This window comes from Metabacillus litoralis, from assembly GCF_003667825.1.
Lineage (GTDB): Bacteria > Bacillota > Bacilli > Bacillales > Bacillaceae > Metabacillus > Metabacillus litoralis_B.
The window spans coordinates 1809390-1825660 of the sequence record NZ_CP033043.1 but is presented as its reverse complement, the minus strand read 5'-3'; the positions used below and the strand labels follow the sequence as shown (position 1 = coordinate 1825660).

General features: G+C 33.7%; 15 protein-coding genes. 10 read left to right on the top strand and 5 right to left on the bottom strand.

What is annotated here, in order from left to right; genetic code table 11:
- Window positions 1-23: 23 nt before the first annotated feature.
- A complete protein-coding gene (locus tag D9842_RS08840) occupies window positions 24-515 on the top strand; it encodes a hypothetical protein (RefSeq protein ID WP_121662215.1) in 492 nt (163 codons plus the stop codon).
- Complete coding sequence (locus D9842_RS26310) at window positions 512-640, top strand: hypothetical protein (RefSeq protein WP_257536022.1); 129 nt, start codon at window positions 512-514, stop codon at window positions 638-640. Before D9842_RS08840 ends, D9842_RS26310 begins: the two co-directional genes overlap by 4 nt.
- A 70-nt stretch (window positions 641-710) precedes the next feature.
- On the opposite strand, the gene D9842_RS08835 is transcribed toward D9842_RS26310, so the two are convergent.
- Window positions 711-1709: a hypothetical protein gene (locus D9842_RS08835; protein WP_180320422.1), complete on the bottom strand. Its 999-nt coding sequence runs from the start codon at window positions 1707-1709 to the stop codon at window positions 711-713.
- Window positions 1710-2002: 293 nt separating this feature from the next.
- Here D9842_RS08835 and D9842_RS08830 point away from each other — a divergent pair, with 293 nt between their 5' ends.
- Window positions 2003-2401 (top strand): VOC family protein, encoded by a 399-nt coding sequence (locus D9842_RS08830; protein ID WP_121664999.1) that lies wholly within the window; start codon window positions 2003-2005, stop codon window positions 2399-2401.
- Window positions 2402-2475: 74 nt separating this feature from the next.
- Here the strand turns inward: D9842_RS08830 and D9842_RS08825 are convergent, their stop codons facing one another.
- The 3 genes from D9842_RS08825 to D9842_RS08815 all read right to left on the bottom strand — a co-directional run bounded on the left by D9842_RS08825 (window position 2476) and on the right by D9842_RS08815 (window position 5948).
- Window positions 2476-3408, bottom strand: a complete 933-nt coding sequence (locus D9842_RS08825) for an alpha/beta fold hydrolase (protein ID WP_121662214.1) — start codon at window positions 3406-3408, stop codon at window positions 2476-2478.
- A 355-nt stretch (window positions 3409-3763) separates the two neighbouring features.
- Window positions 3764-5560: a BlaR1 family beta-lactam sensor/signal transducer gene (locus tag D9842_RS08820; RefSeq protein ID WP_121662213.1), complete on the bottom strand. Its 1797-nt coding sequence runs from the start codon at window positions 5558-5560 to the stop codon at window positions 3764-3766.
- A gap of 1 nt (window position 5561) precedes the next feature.
- Window positions 5562-5948, bottom strand: coding sequence for a BlaI/MecI/CopY family transcriptional regulator (locus D9842_RS08815; RefSeq protein WP_121662212.1), 387 nt, complete (start codon window positions 5946-5948; stop codon window positions 5562-5564).
- A gap of 152 nt (window positions 5949-6100) precedes the next feature.
- Here D9842_RS08815 and D9842_RS08810 point away from each other — a divergent pair, with 152 nt between their 5' ends.
- Both D9842_RS08810 and D9842_RS08805 read left to right on the top strand, forming a co-directional pair.
- On the top strand, window positions 6101-8155 hold the full coding sequence (locus tag D9842_RS08810; protein WP_121662211.1) for a peptidoglycan D,D-transpeptidase FtsI family protein: 2055 nt from the start codon (window positions 6101-6103) through the stop codon (window positions 8153-8155).
- 193 nt (window positions 8156-8348) lie between these two features.
- Window positions 8349-10355 carry a penicillin-binding transpeptidase domain-containing protein gene (locus D9842_RS08805; protein WP_121662210.1) on the top strand — a complete coding sequence of 669 codons (2007 nt, stop codon included), beginning with the start codon at window positions 8349-8351 and terminating at the stop codon, window positions 10353-10355.
- A 118-nt stretch (window positions 10356-10473) separates the two neighbouring features.
- Here the strand turns inward: D9842_RS08805 and D9842_RS08800 are convergent, their stop codons facing one another.
- A complete protein-coding gene (locus D9842_RS08800) occupies window positions 10474-11478 on the bottom strand; it encodes an AraC family transcriptional regulator (RefSeq protein ID WP_121662209.1) in 1005 nt (334 codons plus the stop codon).
- Between the two features lie 213 nt (window positions 11479-11691).
- On the opposite strand from D9842_RS08800, the gene D9842_RS08795 reads away from it, so the two are divergent.
- The 5 genes from D9842_RS08795 to D9842_RS08775 all read left to right on the top strand — a co-directional run bounded on the left by D9842_RS08795 (window position 11692) and on the right by D9842_RS08775 (window position 16198).
- Complete coding sequence (locus D9842_RS08795; RefSeq protein WP_121662208.1) at window positions 11692-12972, top strand: glycoside hydrolase family 1 protein; 1281 nt, start codon at window positions 11692-11694, stop codon at window positions 12970-12972.
- A gap of 296 nt (window positions 12973-13268) precedes the next feature.
- Complete coding sequence (locus D9842_RS08790) at window positions 13269-13553, top strand: DNA-binding protein (protein ID WP_121662207.1); 285 nt, start codon at window positions 13269-13271, stop codon at window positions 13551-13553.
- 429 nt (window positions 13554-13982) lie between these two features.
- Window positions 13983-14801: a MerR family transcriptional regulator gene (locus D9842_RS08785; protein WP_121662206.1), complete on the top strand. Its 819-nt coding sequence runs from the start codon at window positions 13983-13985 to the stop codon at window positions 14799-14801.
- 63 nt (window positions 14802-14864) lie between these two features.
- Window positions 14865-15548, top strand: a complete 684-nt coding sequence (locus D9842_RS08780) for a DUF554 domain-containing protein (protein ID WP_121662205.1) — start codon at window positions 14865-14867, stop codon at window positions 15546-15548.
- Window positions 15549-15820: 272 nt separating this feature from the next.
- Window positions 15821-16198, top strand: coding sequence for a hypothetical protein (locus tag D9842_RS08775; RefSeq protein ID WP_121662204.1), 378 nt, complete (start codon window positions 15821-15823; stop codon window positions 16196-16198).
- Window positions 16199-16271: the final 73 nt, after the last annotated feature.

Genomic DNA, 16271 nt, shown 5'->3' with positions numbered 1-16271 from the left:
AAAATGTAAGGTTGGTGATAGGCATGACTTCAAAGAAACACAAACTATTCAATTTATCGATCATTGTCATCCCATGGTTATCTGTACTATTTATAGGTAAGCAAAGTTTGAAGAGATATTCTTTTTCGAGTGCATTAATAGGTATGTATGAGATTGTTAGTCATATCAATGGACGTAGAAAAAAGTACTGGACCTTTTATGATAAGCCAAAAAAATTTGTAAGAGATGAGCTTCCTTTTGATGTTGGTCCATACATACCAGCTTCAATGTGGATCCTTAAGTATACATATGGAAACTTTAAAAAGTTTGTTTTAGTAAATGCTATTTTTAACGGATTATTCGCTTATCTCTTTATTCCATTTCTTCACAAAATAAAAATCTTCCGCTTGAATCGATTAAGCTATCCTAAGTTCTTTCTATATATTCACTACAAAGCGTATTTGTTATATGGAGTACAATATTTAATAGAAAAAGTAAGAGTAAGAGGAGCAGAAGGAGGAGGTGAAAAAGTATGAAAACAAAAGAAAAGTTCCAAGAGGGAGCAAAAGTAACAGCAGATAATCAAATCTTTGGCACTCCTAACAGCAATGCTAAAAATGGCACTGGTGACTCACCAAATGACAATGTTCGTAAAAAATAAAGGGACACCGGGACAGGTTCATTGTCCCGGTGCTTAACCTGGGACAATGAACCTGTCCCCTCGTCCCACCTTATGCAAATCGATAGTAAATTAACAAGAAAGTTGATAAAACAAAAATGAAATTTAAAAAAACAAAAATCATTTGATCCCATCTTGTTTTATGAATTTTAATTGGAGGTTGATAGAAGGATACGCCTTCAATAATAAAGATAACAAGAATCACGTGAATCATTGCATGTCCAATTACTTCGGTAACTCCAAATAGCATGGTTGTGAGAACAAAAACAATTGTCACAACCAAACCTAATAAACGATTTAAAATCCCAATGACTAACAAATATCCTATTAAAAATTCGATAAATGCTGCCAACACTGTGAATGAAACAGGATCAAAGTCAAATGTAGGCACTCCATGGTGATGAATAATATCCAAAGTCATTGTAGGATAAACCCATTTTTCTACCGCCACCCAGCATAGGCTTAAACCAGTTCCTAAATATAAAAAAGGAAATCCCCAGTTTTCAAATTTTGTATGTCCAATTAAAAGTACCCCAATAATTGCAATATAAAATCCATAATCTAGCATATGAAACCAACCTGTATTGATCCAAATATAAGAAAATAAAACAAACATCATTGTCGCTCCAAGCTTTGTCGCGTAATGAGAAGGAATCACTAAAGCTCCAATCGTCATCCACATGAAGATCATTTGCCATGTATGTTCGATATGAAATTCTGGTGCAAACATCGTCCCACTAATTACTTGGATCGTTAAACATAGGGCCGTACCGTATTTTAAAATATACCTTGAGTATCTTCGCCAATCAGATAACATTGTGTCTAATTTCTTAGCAAAAGGAATGACTAGCAATTTATCCATTATTTGTGGTAGTAATGCTAAAATAACTGCACTAAGTAATGCAACACCTATGAATAAAGGTGATAAGATCTGTTCGATTGAAATTTTCTCAGGCTCTAACTTCGTAAACCACTTCACATGTGCTCCTACAAAGCTAGGTGTTAAAAATATCATGATGAAAAATAAAATGGATAGAAATGACTTTTTCATTTGTAAATCTCCTCTGATGTAAAAAATATAAATCATTAGAATGATAAACTGATTATAGCTTGTAGGCCCAGAATGAAGATGTGACAAAAGTCACTCGAACTGGGACAGGGGGACAGGTACTTTGTCCCTGTTCAGGTAAATGGTACCAGTACTCAGAAGAGAGTGTAACGTCTTATATCTAATAAAAAATGTTTACAACTAAAGTAGTAGGAGAATTTCAGGCAAATGATTGTAATGATATTTATTCATTAGCTTTATTATTAGGATATAAGAATTTAAAAGGAGAGAGTAAAATGAAAAAATTCGTCCAATTTCGAATAGCAAGACCAACGGATAAATTCGAGGAAGTGATCACCTTTTATGAAGTAGGTTTAGGTTTAAAAAGAGTAGGCTCATTTGAAAATCATGATGGGTATGATGGAGTAATGTTTGGATTACCTGATGTAGACTATCATTTAGAGTTTACTAGGCATATGGAAGGTAGTCCATGTCCCGCGCCTACAAAGGATAATCTGCTAGTATTTTACCAAACTGAAGAAGATGAAATACAAGTTGTGAAAAATCGATTATCTTCACTTGGATACGATGAAGTTGAACCAGAAAATCCTTATTGGAGGGATAAAGGAGTTACCATTGAAGATCCAGATGGATGGAGAATTGTTTTAATGAATTCAGAGGGGATAAGAGGGTAGAGGGACAGGTACACTGTCCCGTTTCTCTAAGACAACGATTCTGTCCTCACGTACTAAAGTAAGTAGTAAAAATATTATTCTCCTAAAACAGCATTCATAAAATCTATGATTCCATCCTCAACTTCATCCCTAATATCCCTGTAATTATGGATTTCATGTCTATAGCCAGAATAAACCTTCGTTTGGACTCTATGACCAGTTTCTCCCAACCAATTAGATACGGCATAAACACCCTCACCATAGAGGCCAACCGGATCTTGATCTCCGGCAATATTGTAAACGGGAATGGAGACGGGGACTTTTTTTGCCCACTGTGTCCCAACAATAGTTTCCATCATCATACCGAAATAATACAATGAACGGATATTTGGCGGTGATGTAAAGTTATTGAATGGGTCATTCGCGTGGTCGTCAACCACGTCAGGATCACCGGCAATCCAATCATTTGGTGTAGAAGGATTTTCAATTCGCTCTGTCATCCAACCTAAAAATTCTCCTAACAAATCAGGGTTAATTTCTTCACCTTTTCCTTCATCTATAAGCTTCTTCAACAGGGGGACCATTTCAGCTGCTTTTGGAAAAACACCAGAAGTTCCACATAAAAGAAGTCCGGCCATTCCTTCTCCATAAGTAGCGGCATAACCTCTAGCAATCATAGACCCCATACTATGTCCAAACATGAAAAAAGGTAAATCAGGATACTTCTCCTGGACAATAGTACGAAGTGTATGTTCGTCTTCTGCCATTGTCATATACCCTTTATCTCCCCAATCACTCCAGTTACCTGAATCAAAGGCTGTTTTTCCGTGAGCCACATGATCATCTGCTGCTACGATGAATCCAGCTTCATTTAATTTCAAAATCATGTGCAAGTATCGTCGCGAATGCTCACCAAAACCATGGACAAGCTGAACAATTCCTCTTGGCTTGCGAATAGGGGTGTAAATCCATGCCTTAATATGATCTTTTCCGTTAAACGATTGGAAACTTAGTTCTTCAAATGCCATAATGAGCCTCCTAGTTTTTTGTATAATAGTAGATTTTTCTACGAAAACAAAACAGAAAACACACTACATAATTGCTCTGTCAATATCTAGTGTGTCTCCGTTGTATCATCACTGTTATTAAGCTTTATATAAGTATAATCGGGTAATGACAACGCTGTCAATTGATGAGGGTACTTGTAATAACCATTTATTACTAGTACCCTCGATAAATTGCAAGTAAGTTCGAATGTTTAAAGCTTTCAATCATAAATAAGAAATACACTAATATATCTTCTAAAAAAACTACTTTATAAATAAAAAACCCCAGATTTTAATCTGAGGATAAGCTCTAGGTTCTATTTGTAAAAAGTCAGATTTATTTTTGAATAAAAGATCTATAGATTCCTTCCTTCTCCAAAATAGAAAGGGCGATCTTCGCTGCATCGCTTCCTCCTGCGTCTTTTTCACCTTTTATATGGACGGCAAAGAAAAATGTATTATCTGCTGACTCTACATATCCTATAAACCAACCATTCACATTTTCTCCGTTCAAATCTGCAGTTCCCGTTTTCCCTGATAATCGAAGTTCATTTGAATCTTCTAGAAGTAAAGAGTCTTTGACAGTTTGTATGTTAGAGTGGTCAAAGGAGAATTCATTAAAATATAATTTTTTCAACATATCAATTTGTTCAACAGGGGAGATTTTCAAAGAACCGTCCATCCAATAATTAGATATGTCACTTGATATATGTTTGCTTCCATAGCCAACTTGTTCGTAGTATGTTTGCAATTTCTTTTTACCAAGCTGTTGATCTAGTTGTTGAAAATACCATGTAGTCGAATTTTTCATAGCTGAAAATAAATCTTGATCTTGATTCCATTTTTCATATTTGTGTAGTGTACCGTCCCAGGTCATTTTAGAATGTTCTTTTGTAATAATCTCGTTTTCTAATGCAAACAATGCACTAAATATTTTATAAGTTGAATTGGGGGCATACCTAGTAGTACTTTCATCTTCATCATAGATCATGTACTGATCGATCTTTGTATCGTAAAGTACTGCACTTCCTGTAAGATTATGGAAAATAGTCTCATAATCCTTGTATACGACATTTTGTTCTGAAAAAGAATGTTTATCATTGTTAAAGGCTAATACAGAAATAGAGGGAATACTGCTTAAAATGATAACAAGAACAGAAATAAGAATTAGTGAACTCTTGATTTTCTGATGTTTTGATTCTATTTGAAAATTTACAATTGTCACAATCCGCTTTTTTACTTGTGTATACGAGCTACTAATTTCAGAAGCAGCAATTAATGGTAATGATTGTTTTGCTTGAGAAGCAAATTTTAAAATAACCTCTCCGTATTTAAGTTGAGATTCCTCATCTAGCTTTTTTAAAACAGTATAATCACAAGTAATCTCCATCTCTGTTTTCATTTCCTTTAAAAAATACCAAACGAGAGGATTAAACCAATAAACGATTCTGGACAGACCCAGGGAATAATTAATTAGGATATCTTTACGTTTACAATGAACCAATTCATGAAGCAAAACACATCTCATATCGTCATAACTAAGGATTGGATGATCTTTAGGTAATACAATGACTGGTTTCAAAAGACCAAAGGTAATAGGGGACTTTACCAAAGACGAATATCCTAATACGACTTTTTTGTGAAAGCCTATTTCTTCTTTACATGTTGTAAGAAGGGTTGATAACTCACCGTGGTCAACTAATTTTAGACTTTTTTTGAGCTTATAGATTCTAAGATTACTAATAAGTGTAGCCAGAAGCATAATAATCATTCCTGCCAGCCACACACAAAATAAGATAGAGTCTAGAATTCGGTAAGGAGATTGTTCAATTGATGTAGAAAAATCCTGTTGCCAATTTCCACTCTGAAAAATGGTTTCTGTCATGTTAGCTGCAGATTGGGTGTTTGTTAATATTGAAGAACTAGCTCCAAAGTTTATTAAATCGTTAATCCCTAGATAATGAGTGGGGATAAAAGGAGCAACTAATACCAAAAGAGAAATCATACTTATATGATATTGTGTATTTACCGTTATTTGCTTCTTTAATCCCTTTTTTATAGCGATAATCAAGCAAAAAATGACAGATAATATGATGTTACTTATTAAAAAGAGAGTGAAGAAAGAATTGTCCATATTAATGTTTCCTTTTGTTTTTACGATCTTCTAATATTTGATACAATTCATTAATTTCATGCTCAGACAACTTATCTTTTTCTAAAAAATTTAATACCATTGAATTTAAAGTACCATTATAAAAGCGATTTAAAAAACTATGACTTTCAACTTCTATATAATCACTTTCCTCGACATTTGCTGTATAAACGAAAATACGACCTTCTTTATGGTTTATGAGTGCACCTTTTTTTATTAATCTTAACAACATTGTTTGGATTGTCTTAGGGCTCCAATCACTAGTTTTCGATAATTTTTCGATAACTTCATTCGTATTAATGGCAGGGTGTTTCCATATTATTTTCATTACTTCTAATTCAGCTTCAGAAATTTGCGGAATTTTTTTCATATAAACCACCTTTAAACTTACAGTTGTAATATTTTATATTATATTCTGCCTGTACGACGAAGTCAATGAAGCAAAATAAAGGATTGACACTAAATATTACATGTGTAATATTTAGCTTATTCATTCAAATTTAAAAGAAAGGAGATCATGTTTTGACAGTTAAAATTGAACAACGTAGGATACAAAAAAATAGACTTATAAGGGTTAACATACTCTTTTTTATCGTATTTTTATTTTTTGTGGCTCTAATTATAAGACTTGGTTATGTTCAAATTGTTTATGGTGAGGAATATAAAAAAGAAGTAAATAGAACAGTAGATATGGTCGTCAATACTCCGGTTCCTCGAGGGAAAATCTATGACAGGAATGAAAAGGTGATTGTAGATAATATAGCTGTAAAAGCAATTACGTATACAAGGATGAAGGGAACAACTTTACAAGAAATGGTTGAAACAGCTAAGGTTCTTTCACAAATGATTGATATTGATGTAGAGAATAGTAAAGAAAGAGATTTAAAGGATTATTGGATTGTTACTAGACCCGATCAGGCAAAAAAAAAGATTAAAAAAGAAGAATTACTAGATGAAAAGTTATCTGATAAAGATCGGTATAATCGACAAATTGAACGAATTAACTCTCATGATTTAAAAGGAATTTCGAAGGAAGAGCTTAAAGTTGCGGCGATATTTACAAACATGAATCGTGGCTATGCTCTAACTCCACAAGTGATTAAAAGATATGTGACGGAAGAAGAGTTTGCTATCATAGGCGAGCATTTAACCGATTTGCCAAATGTTGATCTTTCAACTGATTGGGACCGCCTTTATCCATACGAACATATTTTTCGTTCAGTTTTAGGCAATGTGACTTCATCATCAGAAGGATTACCGAGCTCTAACTTAGAATACTATTTATCTAGAGAATATAATAGAAATGATCGTGTTGGAAAAAGTCAGCTCGAATTATTTTATGAAGAAATTCTACAAGGTCAAAAAACAAAGATAAAGCATATAACAGATCAAAATGGAAAACTTTTAGAAACAGAGAAAATCTCAGAAGGACAGCGAGGGAAAGATCTCGTCCTAGCTATTGATTTTGAGCTACAAAAGGTAGTAGAACAAGTGATTCAAGATGAACTTATCAGAGCAAAGGGAAGAAACAGATTTTTAGATCGTGCATTTGTCGTCATGATGAACCCTAACACAGGGGAAGTACTATCTATGGCTGGTAAACAACTTGTTCGCGAAAACGGGAAAAATATGTTTCGGGATTATGCATTGGGAACAATTAATTCTCAGTTTGAAATGGGTTCAGTAGTAAAAGGTGCAACCATATTAGCCGGTTTAGAATCAGGTGCTATTAAACCTGATACAATTTTTAGTGATGAAAAATTAAATTTAATAGGGACACCATTGAAAGGATCACATTCAACATCATTAGGTACAAATGGAATTGAAGGAGCATTAAAAAAGTCATCAAACGTATATATGTTTAAAACGGTCATTGGAATGATGGGAAAGGAATACCAATCAGGGATGTCACTACCTAAAAAACCTGAGGCACTACAAAAGTTTAGAAAGTATTTTAGTCAGTTCGGTTTAGGTGTGAAAACCGGAATTGATCTCCCAAATGAATCAGATGGGTTAATAGGGAAAGAAGCGTATAGAAAACCTGGTTTATTCCTTGACCTTTCAATCGGCCAGTATGATAACTATACAACGATGCAATTAGCACAGTATATTTCAACTATTGCAAATGGAGGCTACAGATTGAAGCCTCAATTAGTGAAAACCATTCATACTCCTTCAACATATAATGAGATAGGACCAGTGTTTCAAGCTTTTCAACCAGAAGTGTTAGATAAAGTCACAATGGAAGATAAATATTTACATCAAGTACAAGAAGGATTTAGACAAGTTTACCAAAGCCCAGGTGGAACTGCTTATAAATATTTTGGAGGAGATCATAGATACAAGGAATTTCAAGCAGCAGGAAAAACAGGTACAGCACAATCTTTTTATCAAGATCCAAGCTCGAAAAAAACATACGGAACTTATAATTTAACACTAATCGGTTATGCTCCTTTTCACAATCCGGAAGTTGCATTCTCAATTGCTATTCCATTTTTAGATAGTGATTCTGATCCGATTAATAAATACATTGGACAAAAAATTTTAAAAGCATATTTTGATTTAAAGGTAGATTAAGTATTAAAGCGAATACTATTAGTAAAAGAAAAAAGTAGATGATCTACTCTTAAAACTTACATTTGTAATAATTAATGAAAGGAGTGGTGAGAATAATTATTGTCTAATTTACTAAATCTTACATAAATCATGCATTAAAAACTTACGAATGTAATAGTAATAATCGTATTGCTATTTTTTAGGAGGACATGTAATGAACAAGAATAATCTACTAATTCAGTTGTTTATGATAATAACTGTTTGTTTATTGATTATATCTGGATGTTCCAACAGCGATAAACAACAAGAAACGTTTGATCAGTTTTCAAATCTATTATCAAATCAAAAATATGATCAGTTATACGGTTTATTATCAACCGAATCGAAAAGAACAATAACAAAGGAAGAATTTGTTGAAAAATATACGAATATATACTCAGGTATCGAAGCTGAAGATATAAGCGTGAGTAGAATAGAGAAAGAGCATGAGGAAAACGTCATTCCGTTTTCTATTAACATGAACACGGTTGCGGGAGAGGTGAGTTCATCGTCTTATCAGTTACCTTTAGTAAAAGAAGAAAAGGAATGGAAGATTACATGGAATGAAAGCTTGATTTTTCCCACAATGAAACCAGGAGATAAGGTTAAGGTACGTACGATTAAAGCCTCAAGAGGCAGTATTCTTGATCGGAATGGACACCCAATTGCGAAAGATGGAGAAATCAAAACAGTTGGCATCAATCCAGAGGTTTTTGATAAAAGCAATCGAGAAGGGAAAATAAAGGAGCTTGCAACAATTTTAGACATAAATGAAGAAAGAATCGTTAAAAAATTAGAGCAAAATAAAAATCCAAAATATTTTGTTCCAATAGTAGATATGATGCCAGATAATGAAATTTTGAATACATTACAAGATAGAGGTGCTGATGGTATTTTTATAAACAATAAAACGTCAAGGACCTATATCAATCACAAAGCTTTCGGACGTCTACTTGGATACGTTGGAAGTATTACCGCCGAGGAACTGGAAAAGAACAAAGAAAAAGGATATAGTACAACTTCGCTTATTGGAAAAGCTGGTCTTGAGCAAGTATACGAAGATACATTAAGAGGATTTGATGGAGTAGAGATTTATATAGTAAGAGATCAAGAAAAGGTAGAAACAATTGCAAGTAAAGAACCACAGCATGGGGAGAATATTACATTAACAATCGACTCGAATTTACAAAGTATCATCTATGATGAAATGAATGAAGAGAAAGGGTCAGCAGCAGCTGTTCATCCAAAAACCGGAGAAGTCCTTGCTTTAGTCAGCTCGCCTTCGTATAACTCAAATCGTTATACAACATATGTAACAAATGAAGAACAACAAAGTCGAGAAGAAAGTGATTTCGCTGATGAAGTGAATCGATTTAGTAAACTCTATTCACCAGGATCTGTTTTTAAATTAGTGACTGCTACGGCGGGACTCGAGAGGGGAACAATTGATCCGGAGAAGCAAATTTCGATCAACGGCCGTTCCTGGCAAAAAGATTCTTCCTGGGGGAACTATAGTATAACAAGAGTAAATACTCAATCCTCTGTGAACTTAAAAGATGCAGTAAAATATTCAGATAATATTTATTTTGCTATGAGTGCTCTAGATTTAGGGAGCGATACATTGATTTCAGGTGCTAAAAAATTTGGTATTGGAGAGCCATTAGAAATGGGTTATCCATTGGGAGATAGTCAAGTTTCAAATAGTGAAAGCATTAAAAGCGACATCCTTCTAGCTGATTCGGGATACGGACAGGGAGAAGTATTGGTTACAACATTAAATATGGCCCTTGCTTATAGTGCATTATCCAACGATGGAAATATTATGGCACCATCATTACTTCAAGAAGAAAATCAAAACATAAAAATTTGGAAAGAATCAGCTATAGCTTCTGCCCATCTCTCTACTTTGCAGCGTGCCTTTACGGCTGTTATCAATGAAGAGGGGGGAACAGCTAATGATGCAAAAATATCAGGAATTACTTTAGCTGGAAAAACAGGAACCGCCGAAATTAAAGCATCTCAAGTTGATGAAAATGGAACGGAAAACGGCTGGTTTATTGCAACAGATTTAGAAACTGCTAAAATCTCTCTTGCAGTAGTCCTTGAGGATGTAAAAGAGAGAGGTGGCAGTCATGCAACCTTACCTATTATTAAAAATACATTATCAGATTATTTAAAATAAAGTGATACAATAAATGAATCAAAAAAATTCCCTACACTATATAAGTGGGGAATTTTTATATTATATATACAATCACAAAATGAACAATGCATAGACTTACAAACAAAAGCTGGGACAATTAACCTGACCCTTTGTCCCAGCTGTGTTGTTTTCGGTAGTCACTTGGAGTCATGTCGAAAATTTGTTTAAATTTTTTGTAGAAAAAAGTTACGCTTGAGTAGCCTACTTCATCAGCGATTTCAGGGATTGGTAAATTGGAGTTTACGAGCATCAAGCCTGCTTTGCTTATTTTTTGAAGCTGCAGGAGGTCTTTGAATGATTTTCCAGTTCCTTTTTTTAATAAGTTAGATAAATAGTTTGGATGGAAATTAAAATGCTTTGCCATTGAAGTTAATGTGCAATCTTGATAATTCTCCTCAATATACTGCAAAAAGTCAATCAAAGTATAATTATTTGAATTCGGTATGTGAGTATGACGTTGACTAATTTCATCCTCGCGAATCAGTTCTGAGAACAAAATCACTAGATACGAGTTAATAATTTCATCAGAATAAATCCTTTTATGAAAGTATTCCCACACAATATTATTGACTACTTCAATAATTTTTTCTTTTTTTCCACTGTTAAATAATAAATAGCGGTTTGACTCTCGACTTTCCATTAATAAATCAACAAGAAATATAGAGATAATACTGCTCGAGGAAAGTCTACTTAAAAAACTAGGAGATAAATAGTCTTTTTTTAATGTAATGCTTAAAACGATATCATCTTTACTAGTAGCTTCCACAGTATGAGGTGTATTTTTGTCAATCATAACAAGAGTTCCTTCTGTTAGAGGAATAATTTTATTATTAATCACAGTATTGCATTTGCCTTTGAAAACATAGGTAAGTTCGATGAATTCATGAACATGAACAGGGATCTCAGAAGAAAAAGGTTGTTGCGTAATAACAATGCTATCCTCAATAAATGTATTTTTCATCGCATCGATTGTGTAATTATATAGATAAACCTCTTTACCATCTATTAAAATGGTCTTTGCAGGTATGAGTTCTTCAATTTCTTCTCTTCTTTTAGTAAATTGCCTATCCATTAAAAATTCAGTTAATTCCATTTCTATCATTGTCTCCCCTCGACAATTATCCAAGCCTTAGCTTAAGACATTTTTATCACTACTTATTACCTAAGTCAAGAAAGGATTTGAAGCTTAAAATAACTTTCTCACAAAAGTTATTATGAATCTTTGAAATGAGCAATGAATATCTTTTTTTCTAACATTAAGAGTTGTGTAATAAATTGATAAGATAGGAATCAAATAGAGAATGAGGTGAAATTTATGGAGCATCGTTTTCCACATAATTTTATATGGGGATCAGCAACGGCAGCATATCAAGTAGAGGGAAATAACGTTAATAGTGATTTTTGGGCGGAAGAGCATGCAGAGGGCTCTCCTTATAAAGATAAATCAGGCGATACGATTGATCATTACAGATTATATAAAAAGGATATTGAATTAATGGCTAGTTTAGGATTGAAAGCTTATCGTTTTTCAATTGAGTGGGCGCGAATTGAGCCAGCAAGAGGGCAATATTCACAGTCTGCAATCGAACATTATCGAAATGTTTTAGAAACTTGCCATGCACATGGATTAACTCCAATTGTAGCTCTTCATCATTTTTCTTCACCGCAATGGTTAATGAGATTAGGAGGATGGAATAGCCCTTTAGTTCCTGAGCTTTTTTCTAACTACTGTGAAGTGGTGATGAAAGAAATAGGACATTTAATTCCTTATGTGTTAACGATGAATGAAGTGAATTTACCCGTCATGCTAAAGGAGATTTTCTCAAAAATAGGATTTGTTCCTCCTGTTGGAATTGATAGAGATTCATGGGTTGCACCAAAGTGGAGACAGTCTGCTGCAACGTTATGCGGTGCAGATCCTAGTCAATATTTTACGTTTCACATGATTTCAGATGAAGAATCGATCAATCTCATGAAAGAAGCACATAAACAATCTCGGGCCGTTATTAAAAAAGTTCAGCCAAATGTTAAAGTTGGATTCTCGATGGCACTCCCTTTTATTGATTCAACTCCAGGTGGAGAATTAATAGCAGAAGAGAAGTGGGGGAATTATTTCCGCCAATTTTTAGACATGATGAATGAAGACGATTTTTTCGGTCTACAAAATTATACTCGTGAAATCTATGGACCAAACGGACAAATACAACCAGATGAAAACACTGAAACAACGCAAATGGGATATGAATACCATCCTGAAGCTTTAGGGAAAGTTGTGGAAGAAGTAGCAAAATCTATTAATATTCCAATCATGATCACAGAAAATGGAGTTGCTACTGCTGATGATAAAAAGCGTGAAGAATTTTTAGAAAGAGCACTAAATAGCTTGCATGGCTGTCTGGAGAAAGGCATTGACGTGATCGGTTATCTCCATTGGTCAACCTTTGACAATTTCGAGTGGCAATCAGGCTATGGCATGCAATTTGGATTAATTGAAGTCAATCGTCACACACAAGAAAGACTCCCAAAGAATAGTGCGTATTATCTAGGAGAAATCGCAAAAGAAAATAAATTGGTCACGAATGTGAAAGTCCGATAAATTTAGGGGCTTTTTAATAAATTGAAAAATATTTAAAGGTATAATGGTGCTCTTTTAGAGTCATTATACCTTTTTTCATGTTCAGCAATCAGGCCAGATTGACGAACAATACCTGTCTACTCAATTGGGTATTTATGTTAAAATGTAAGTGATTTGTGAAAATATGTACTTAAAGTAACGGTGCAGATTTCTTCACACGGTCCCTATATATTTTCTATTTCGTAAAAATATATAGGGTCCGTATGAGGAAGGAACAGATATGCTCTTTCACAATTAGCAAATAAGGAGGAGTTCGGATGATTTGGTTAGGATTAGGAATTGTCATAGCAGGTTATTTAATTGGGGATGGATTAAAAAATTTTAAAAATCCAAACTCAAAAAATATTTTAGAATCTTTAGATGAAAATGATGATCACGAACTAATCAATGAGAGTGATGTTCATCATTTTGTCGGTATTTCCAAGGAAGATGCAAAACATTTGATTGCCGAACACCCAAGTATTCCGCATATTCTAATTAACAATAAGGTGTACTATCAAAAAGCCAAATTACGTGAATGGTTAATGAAAATAGGAAGTTGACTAGTTTTAGAGATACTCTTGTTTATTTCACGAAAGGGTGCTTTTCTTAAATACATACGATTTCAGGTGATAATATGCTAGGTTTATTTTGTAGTAGTTTTTGTCATTGCAAGATTAGTTAGTTTTATAGGTAGTTTCAAATGGATGCCAACAGTAAGAACTACTCCAAAGATGGATGCGATAGTGGCATTTTTTTGGCTTTATTAATAGTAACCCTAATATAAACACTCTTCAAGTAACAAAAGCGCCTTTGTTTAATATAAATATACGGCGTCTTTTTGTTGTGGTATAGACCTATACTGCGAAGCTAGGAATTTTTATTTTAAGGGAATTTTTGAAATGCACTTTTAGTATAGAAACACGACAGTTTAACATCACGCAATCGTGTATGATTGTGTTAATAAAAAGCTATTGAAAAGGAAGATAAAATTGCAGAATAGATTTTCAATTGGGGAAATGGCTAAACTCCATAATACCACGATAAAAGCACTTCGATATTATGATGAAATTGATTTATTGAAACCTATACATACGGATGGAAATAACGGTTATAGATATTATTCAACAGAACAATTTGAACACTTAAACACCATTCACTATTTAAAGGAATTGGGCTTTTCTTTAAAGGAAATCAAGGGACATCTGGATTACAGGGATATCGATAGTTTTTTATCTCTATTAGAGGAGCAGAAACGTTTAACAGAAGATAAAATTAAAGAACTAAAAGGGGTTAAACAAAGGTTTCAAAATCGAATCAATGACATTAAACTGGCACGAGAATCAAAGGAACTAGGAATTCCATTTATAAAGATGAAGGAAGAGAGAAGAATAGTAAGGTTAATGGAAAAAATAAGTTCAGAACCAGAGCTTGAAGTTTCCTTGCGACGATTAGAGAGTCAATCAAATAAGAGCTCTTCTATATTCATTGGGGGAGTGGGTCTTACTGTAAGTATTAATAATCTTGTAAACAACAAGTTTAATGAGTATAACTCGATATTTATTTTAGCCGAAGAAGATGATATTCAGGGTCCTTTAGTGGCAACACTTTCGGAAGGGAAATATGTCTGCATTTATTATAACGGTAATCATAATGATTCCCCAGAACATTATAGATCCTTACTAAATTTCATTCGAGATAACGGTTTTGAAGTGAGTGGTGATTCGATTGAAAGGACAATAATTGACCATTATATATCTCGTAGAAAAGAAGATTATCTGACAGAAATACAAGTACCGATAAAGTGTTGACCCTCCCCTTACTGGAGGGTCTATATTTTTAGATAGGATTAATAGTTAAAAGGAGAAATGATTATGTTTGGAACAATATTCAATACAATGATGATACTAGTCGGTAGCATTGTGGGTAGTATTTTCAAAAAAGGGATAAAAGATGAATATCATAACATTTTAATGCAGGCTATGGGGTTAGTGGCGTTAGGTTTGGGTATTAATGCATTAGTACAACATTTACCTTCCAGCAAATATCCTGTACTATTTATTGTCAGTTTAGCTGTAGGAGGGTTACTTGGTCAAAGGTTGGATTTAGAATCAAAATTTAATACCTTTGTTAATAAGTACTCAAAGGGTAATTTAGCTGAAGGGTTGGCGACTGCGATTCTTTTATTTTGTGTTGGAACTCTATCTATTTTAGGTCCTGTAGAGGCAGCGTTAAATGGAGACTATACTTATTTGCTTGCTAATGGGATGTTAGATGGAATTACTTCAATTGTTTTAGCATCCACATTTGGCATTGGTATTGCTGTTTCAGCAATTGTTTTATTTTTTTGGCAAGGTTCTATTTATCTAATTTCTAATTTAATGGGAAATTATATAAATCAAGATCTTTTAAACGAAGTGTCGATTATAGGAGGGATATTGATAATAGCATCAGGTTTAAGCATTTTAGGGATAAAGAAATGTAATACCTTAAATCTTCTACCATCAATCATGATTCCTCCTGTAGTATTTTGGGTGATGCATTTATTCCAATTATAATGTTTTAAAAAATTCGCACTTAGTTAGAAAGGTGAAAAAAGTCATCATTAATGCGTAGTACAAATAAAATGTGTAGGTGAAAGACAAGTGATCGATATGGTCAATCAATATAGAAGTGAACTAAATAGCATCTTCAAAAAAATAAATGATATACTTTCCTTACAAGTATTTTCCACCTCAGATATTCAGGCAAACATGGAAGACGCACAAATGAATAGAGAAAAAAACAATAGAAGCGATACGAAGCTAATGGGAATCATGATGAGTTTAATTTGGCTGAGTTCTCTGGTTATCATGATTTACTTCGTGCCAGATACGGATTTGAACCAGTAACTGGATTAGAGCTGAGACTAGATGAGCGATTAAATTATACATTGTTAACGTATATTAGGTTTGGTTCTAGACCTGCCGTGGAAGATAGAGAAAACTATGAAACTGTTGAACTCACAAAAATTCCTCTTACAAAAGAAGAATTTGAAGCAATTCAAGAGGAACCCGTAGAATTTGTAGAGGTAATTGATGACGCAAAAGGAGAAAACTCTGGTGACTATTATGTATACGGAAATAGTTTAATTATCAGAGTATATGGGAATGTTTTTGAGAAAGTAAATAAGATACCACGGATACACAAGGTGTTGCAAAAGGATTAGATACCTTTTTTGAAGGAACCCCTTTAGCAATACTAGAAACTGTAGTAAGTCCGAAGAATATCATTAAAAAGTT

What these genes read in the sequence shown, in the direction of transcription:
- D9842_RS08840 (WP_121662215.1), top strand. Translation starts at nt 24, where the DNA reads ATGACTTCAAAGAAACACAAACTATTCAATTTATCGATCATTGTCATC.
- D9842_RS26310 (WP_257536022.1), top strand. Translation starts at nt 512, where the DNA reads ATGAAAACAAAAGAAAAGTTCCAAGAGGGAGCAAAAGTAACAGCAGAT.
- D9842_RS08835 (WP_180320422.1), bottom strand. Translation starts at nt 1,709, where the DNA reads ATGAAAAAGTCATTTCTATCCATTTTATTTTTCATCATGATATTTTTA.
- D9842_RS08830 (WP_121664999.1), top strand. Translation starts at nt 2,003, where the DNA reads ATGAAAAAATTCGTCCAATTTCGAATAGCAAGACCAACGGATAAATTC.
- D9842_RS08825 (WP_121662214.1), bottom strand. Translation starts at nt 3,408, where the DNA reads ATGGCATTTGAAGAACTAAGTTTCCAATCGTTTAACGGAAAAGATCAT.
- D9842_RS08820 (WP_121662213.1), bottom strand. Translation starts at nt 5,560, where the DNA reads ATGGACAATTCTTTCTTCACTCTCTTTTTAATAAGTAACATCATATTA.
- D9842_RS08815 (WP_121662212.1), bottom strand. Translation starts at nt 5,948, where the DNA reads ATGAAAAAAATTCCGCAAATTTCTGAAGCTGAATTAGAAGTAATGAAA.
- D9842_RS08805 (WP_121662210.1), top strand. Translation starts at nt 8,349, where the DNA reads ATGAACAAGAATAATCTACTAATTCAGTTGTTTATGATAATAACTGTT.
- D9842_RS08800 (WP_121662209.1), bottom strand. Translation starts at nt 11,478, where the DNA reads ATGATAGAAATGGAATTAACTGAATTTTTAATGGATAGGCAATTTACT.
- D9842_RS08795 (WP_121662208.1), top strand. Translation starts at nt 11,692, where the DNA reads ATGGAGCATCGTTTTCCACATAATTTTATATGGGGATCAGCAACGGCA.
- D9842_RS08790 (WP_121662207.1), top strand. Translation starts at nt 13,269, where the DNA reads ATGATTTGGTTAGGATTAGGAATTGTCATAGCAGGTTATTTAATTGGG.
- D9842_RS08780 (WP_121662205.1), top strand. Translation starts at nt 14,865, where the DNA reads ATGTTTGGAACAATATTCAATACAATGATGATACTAGTCGGTAGCATT.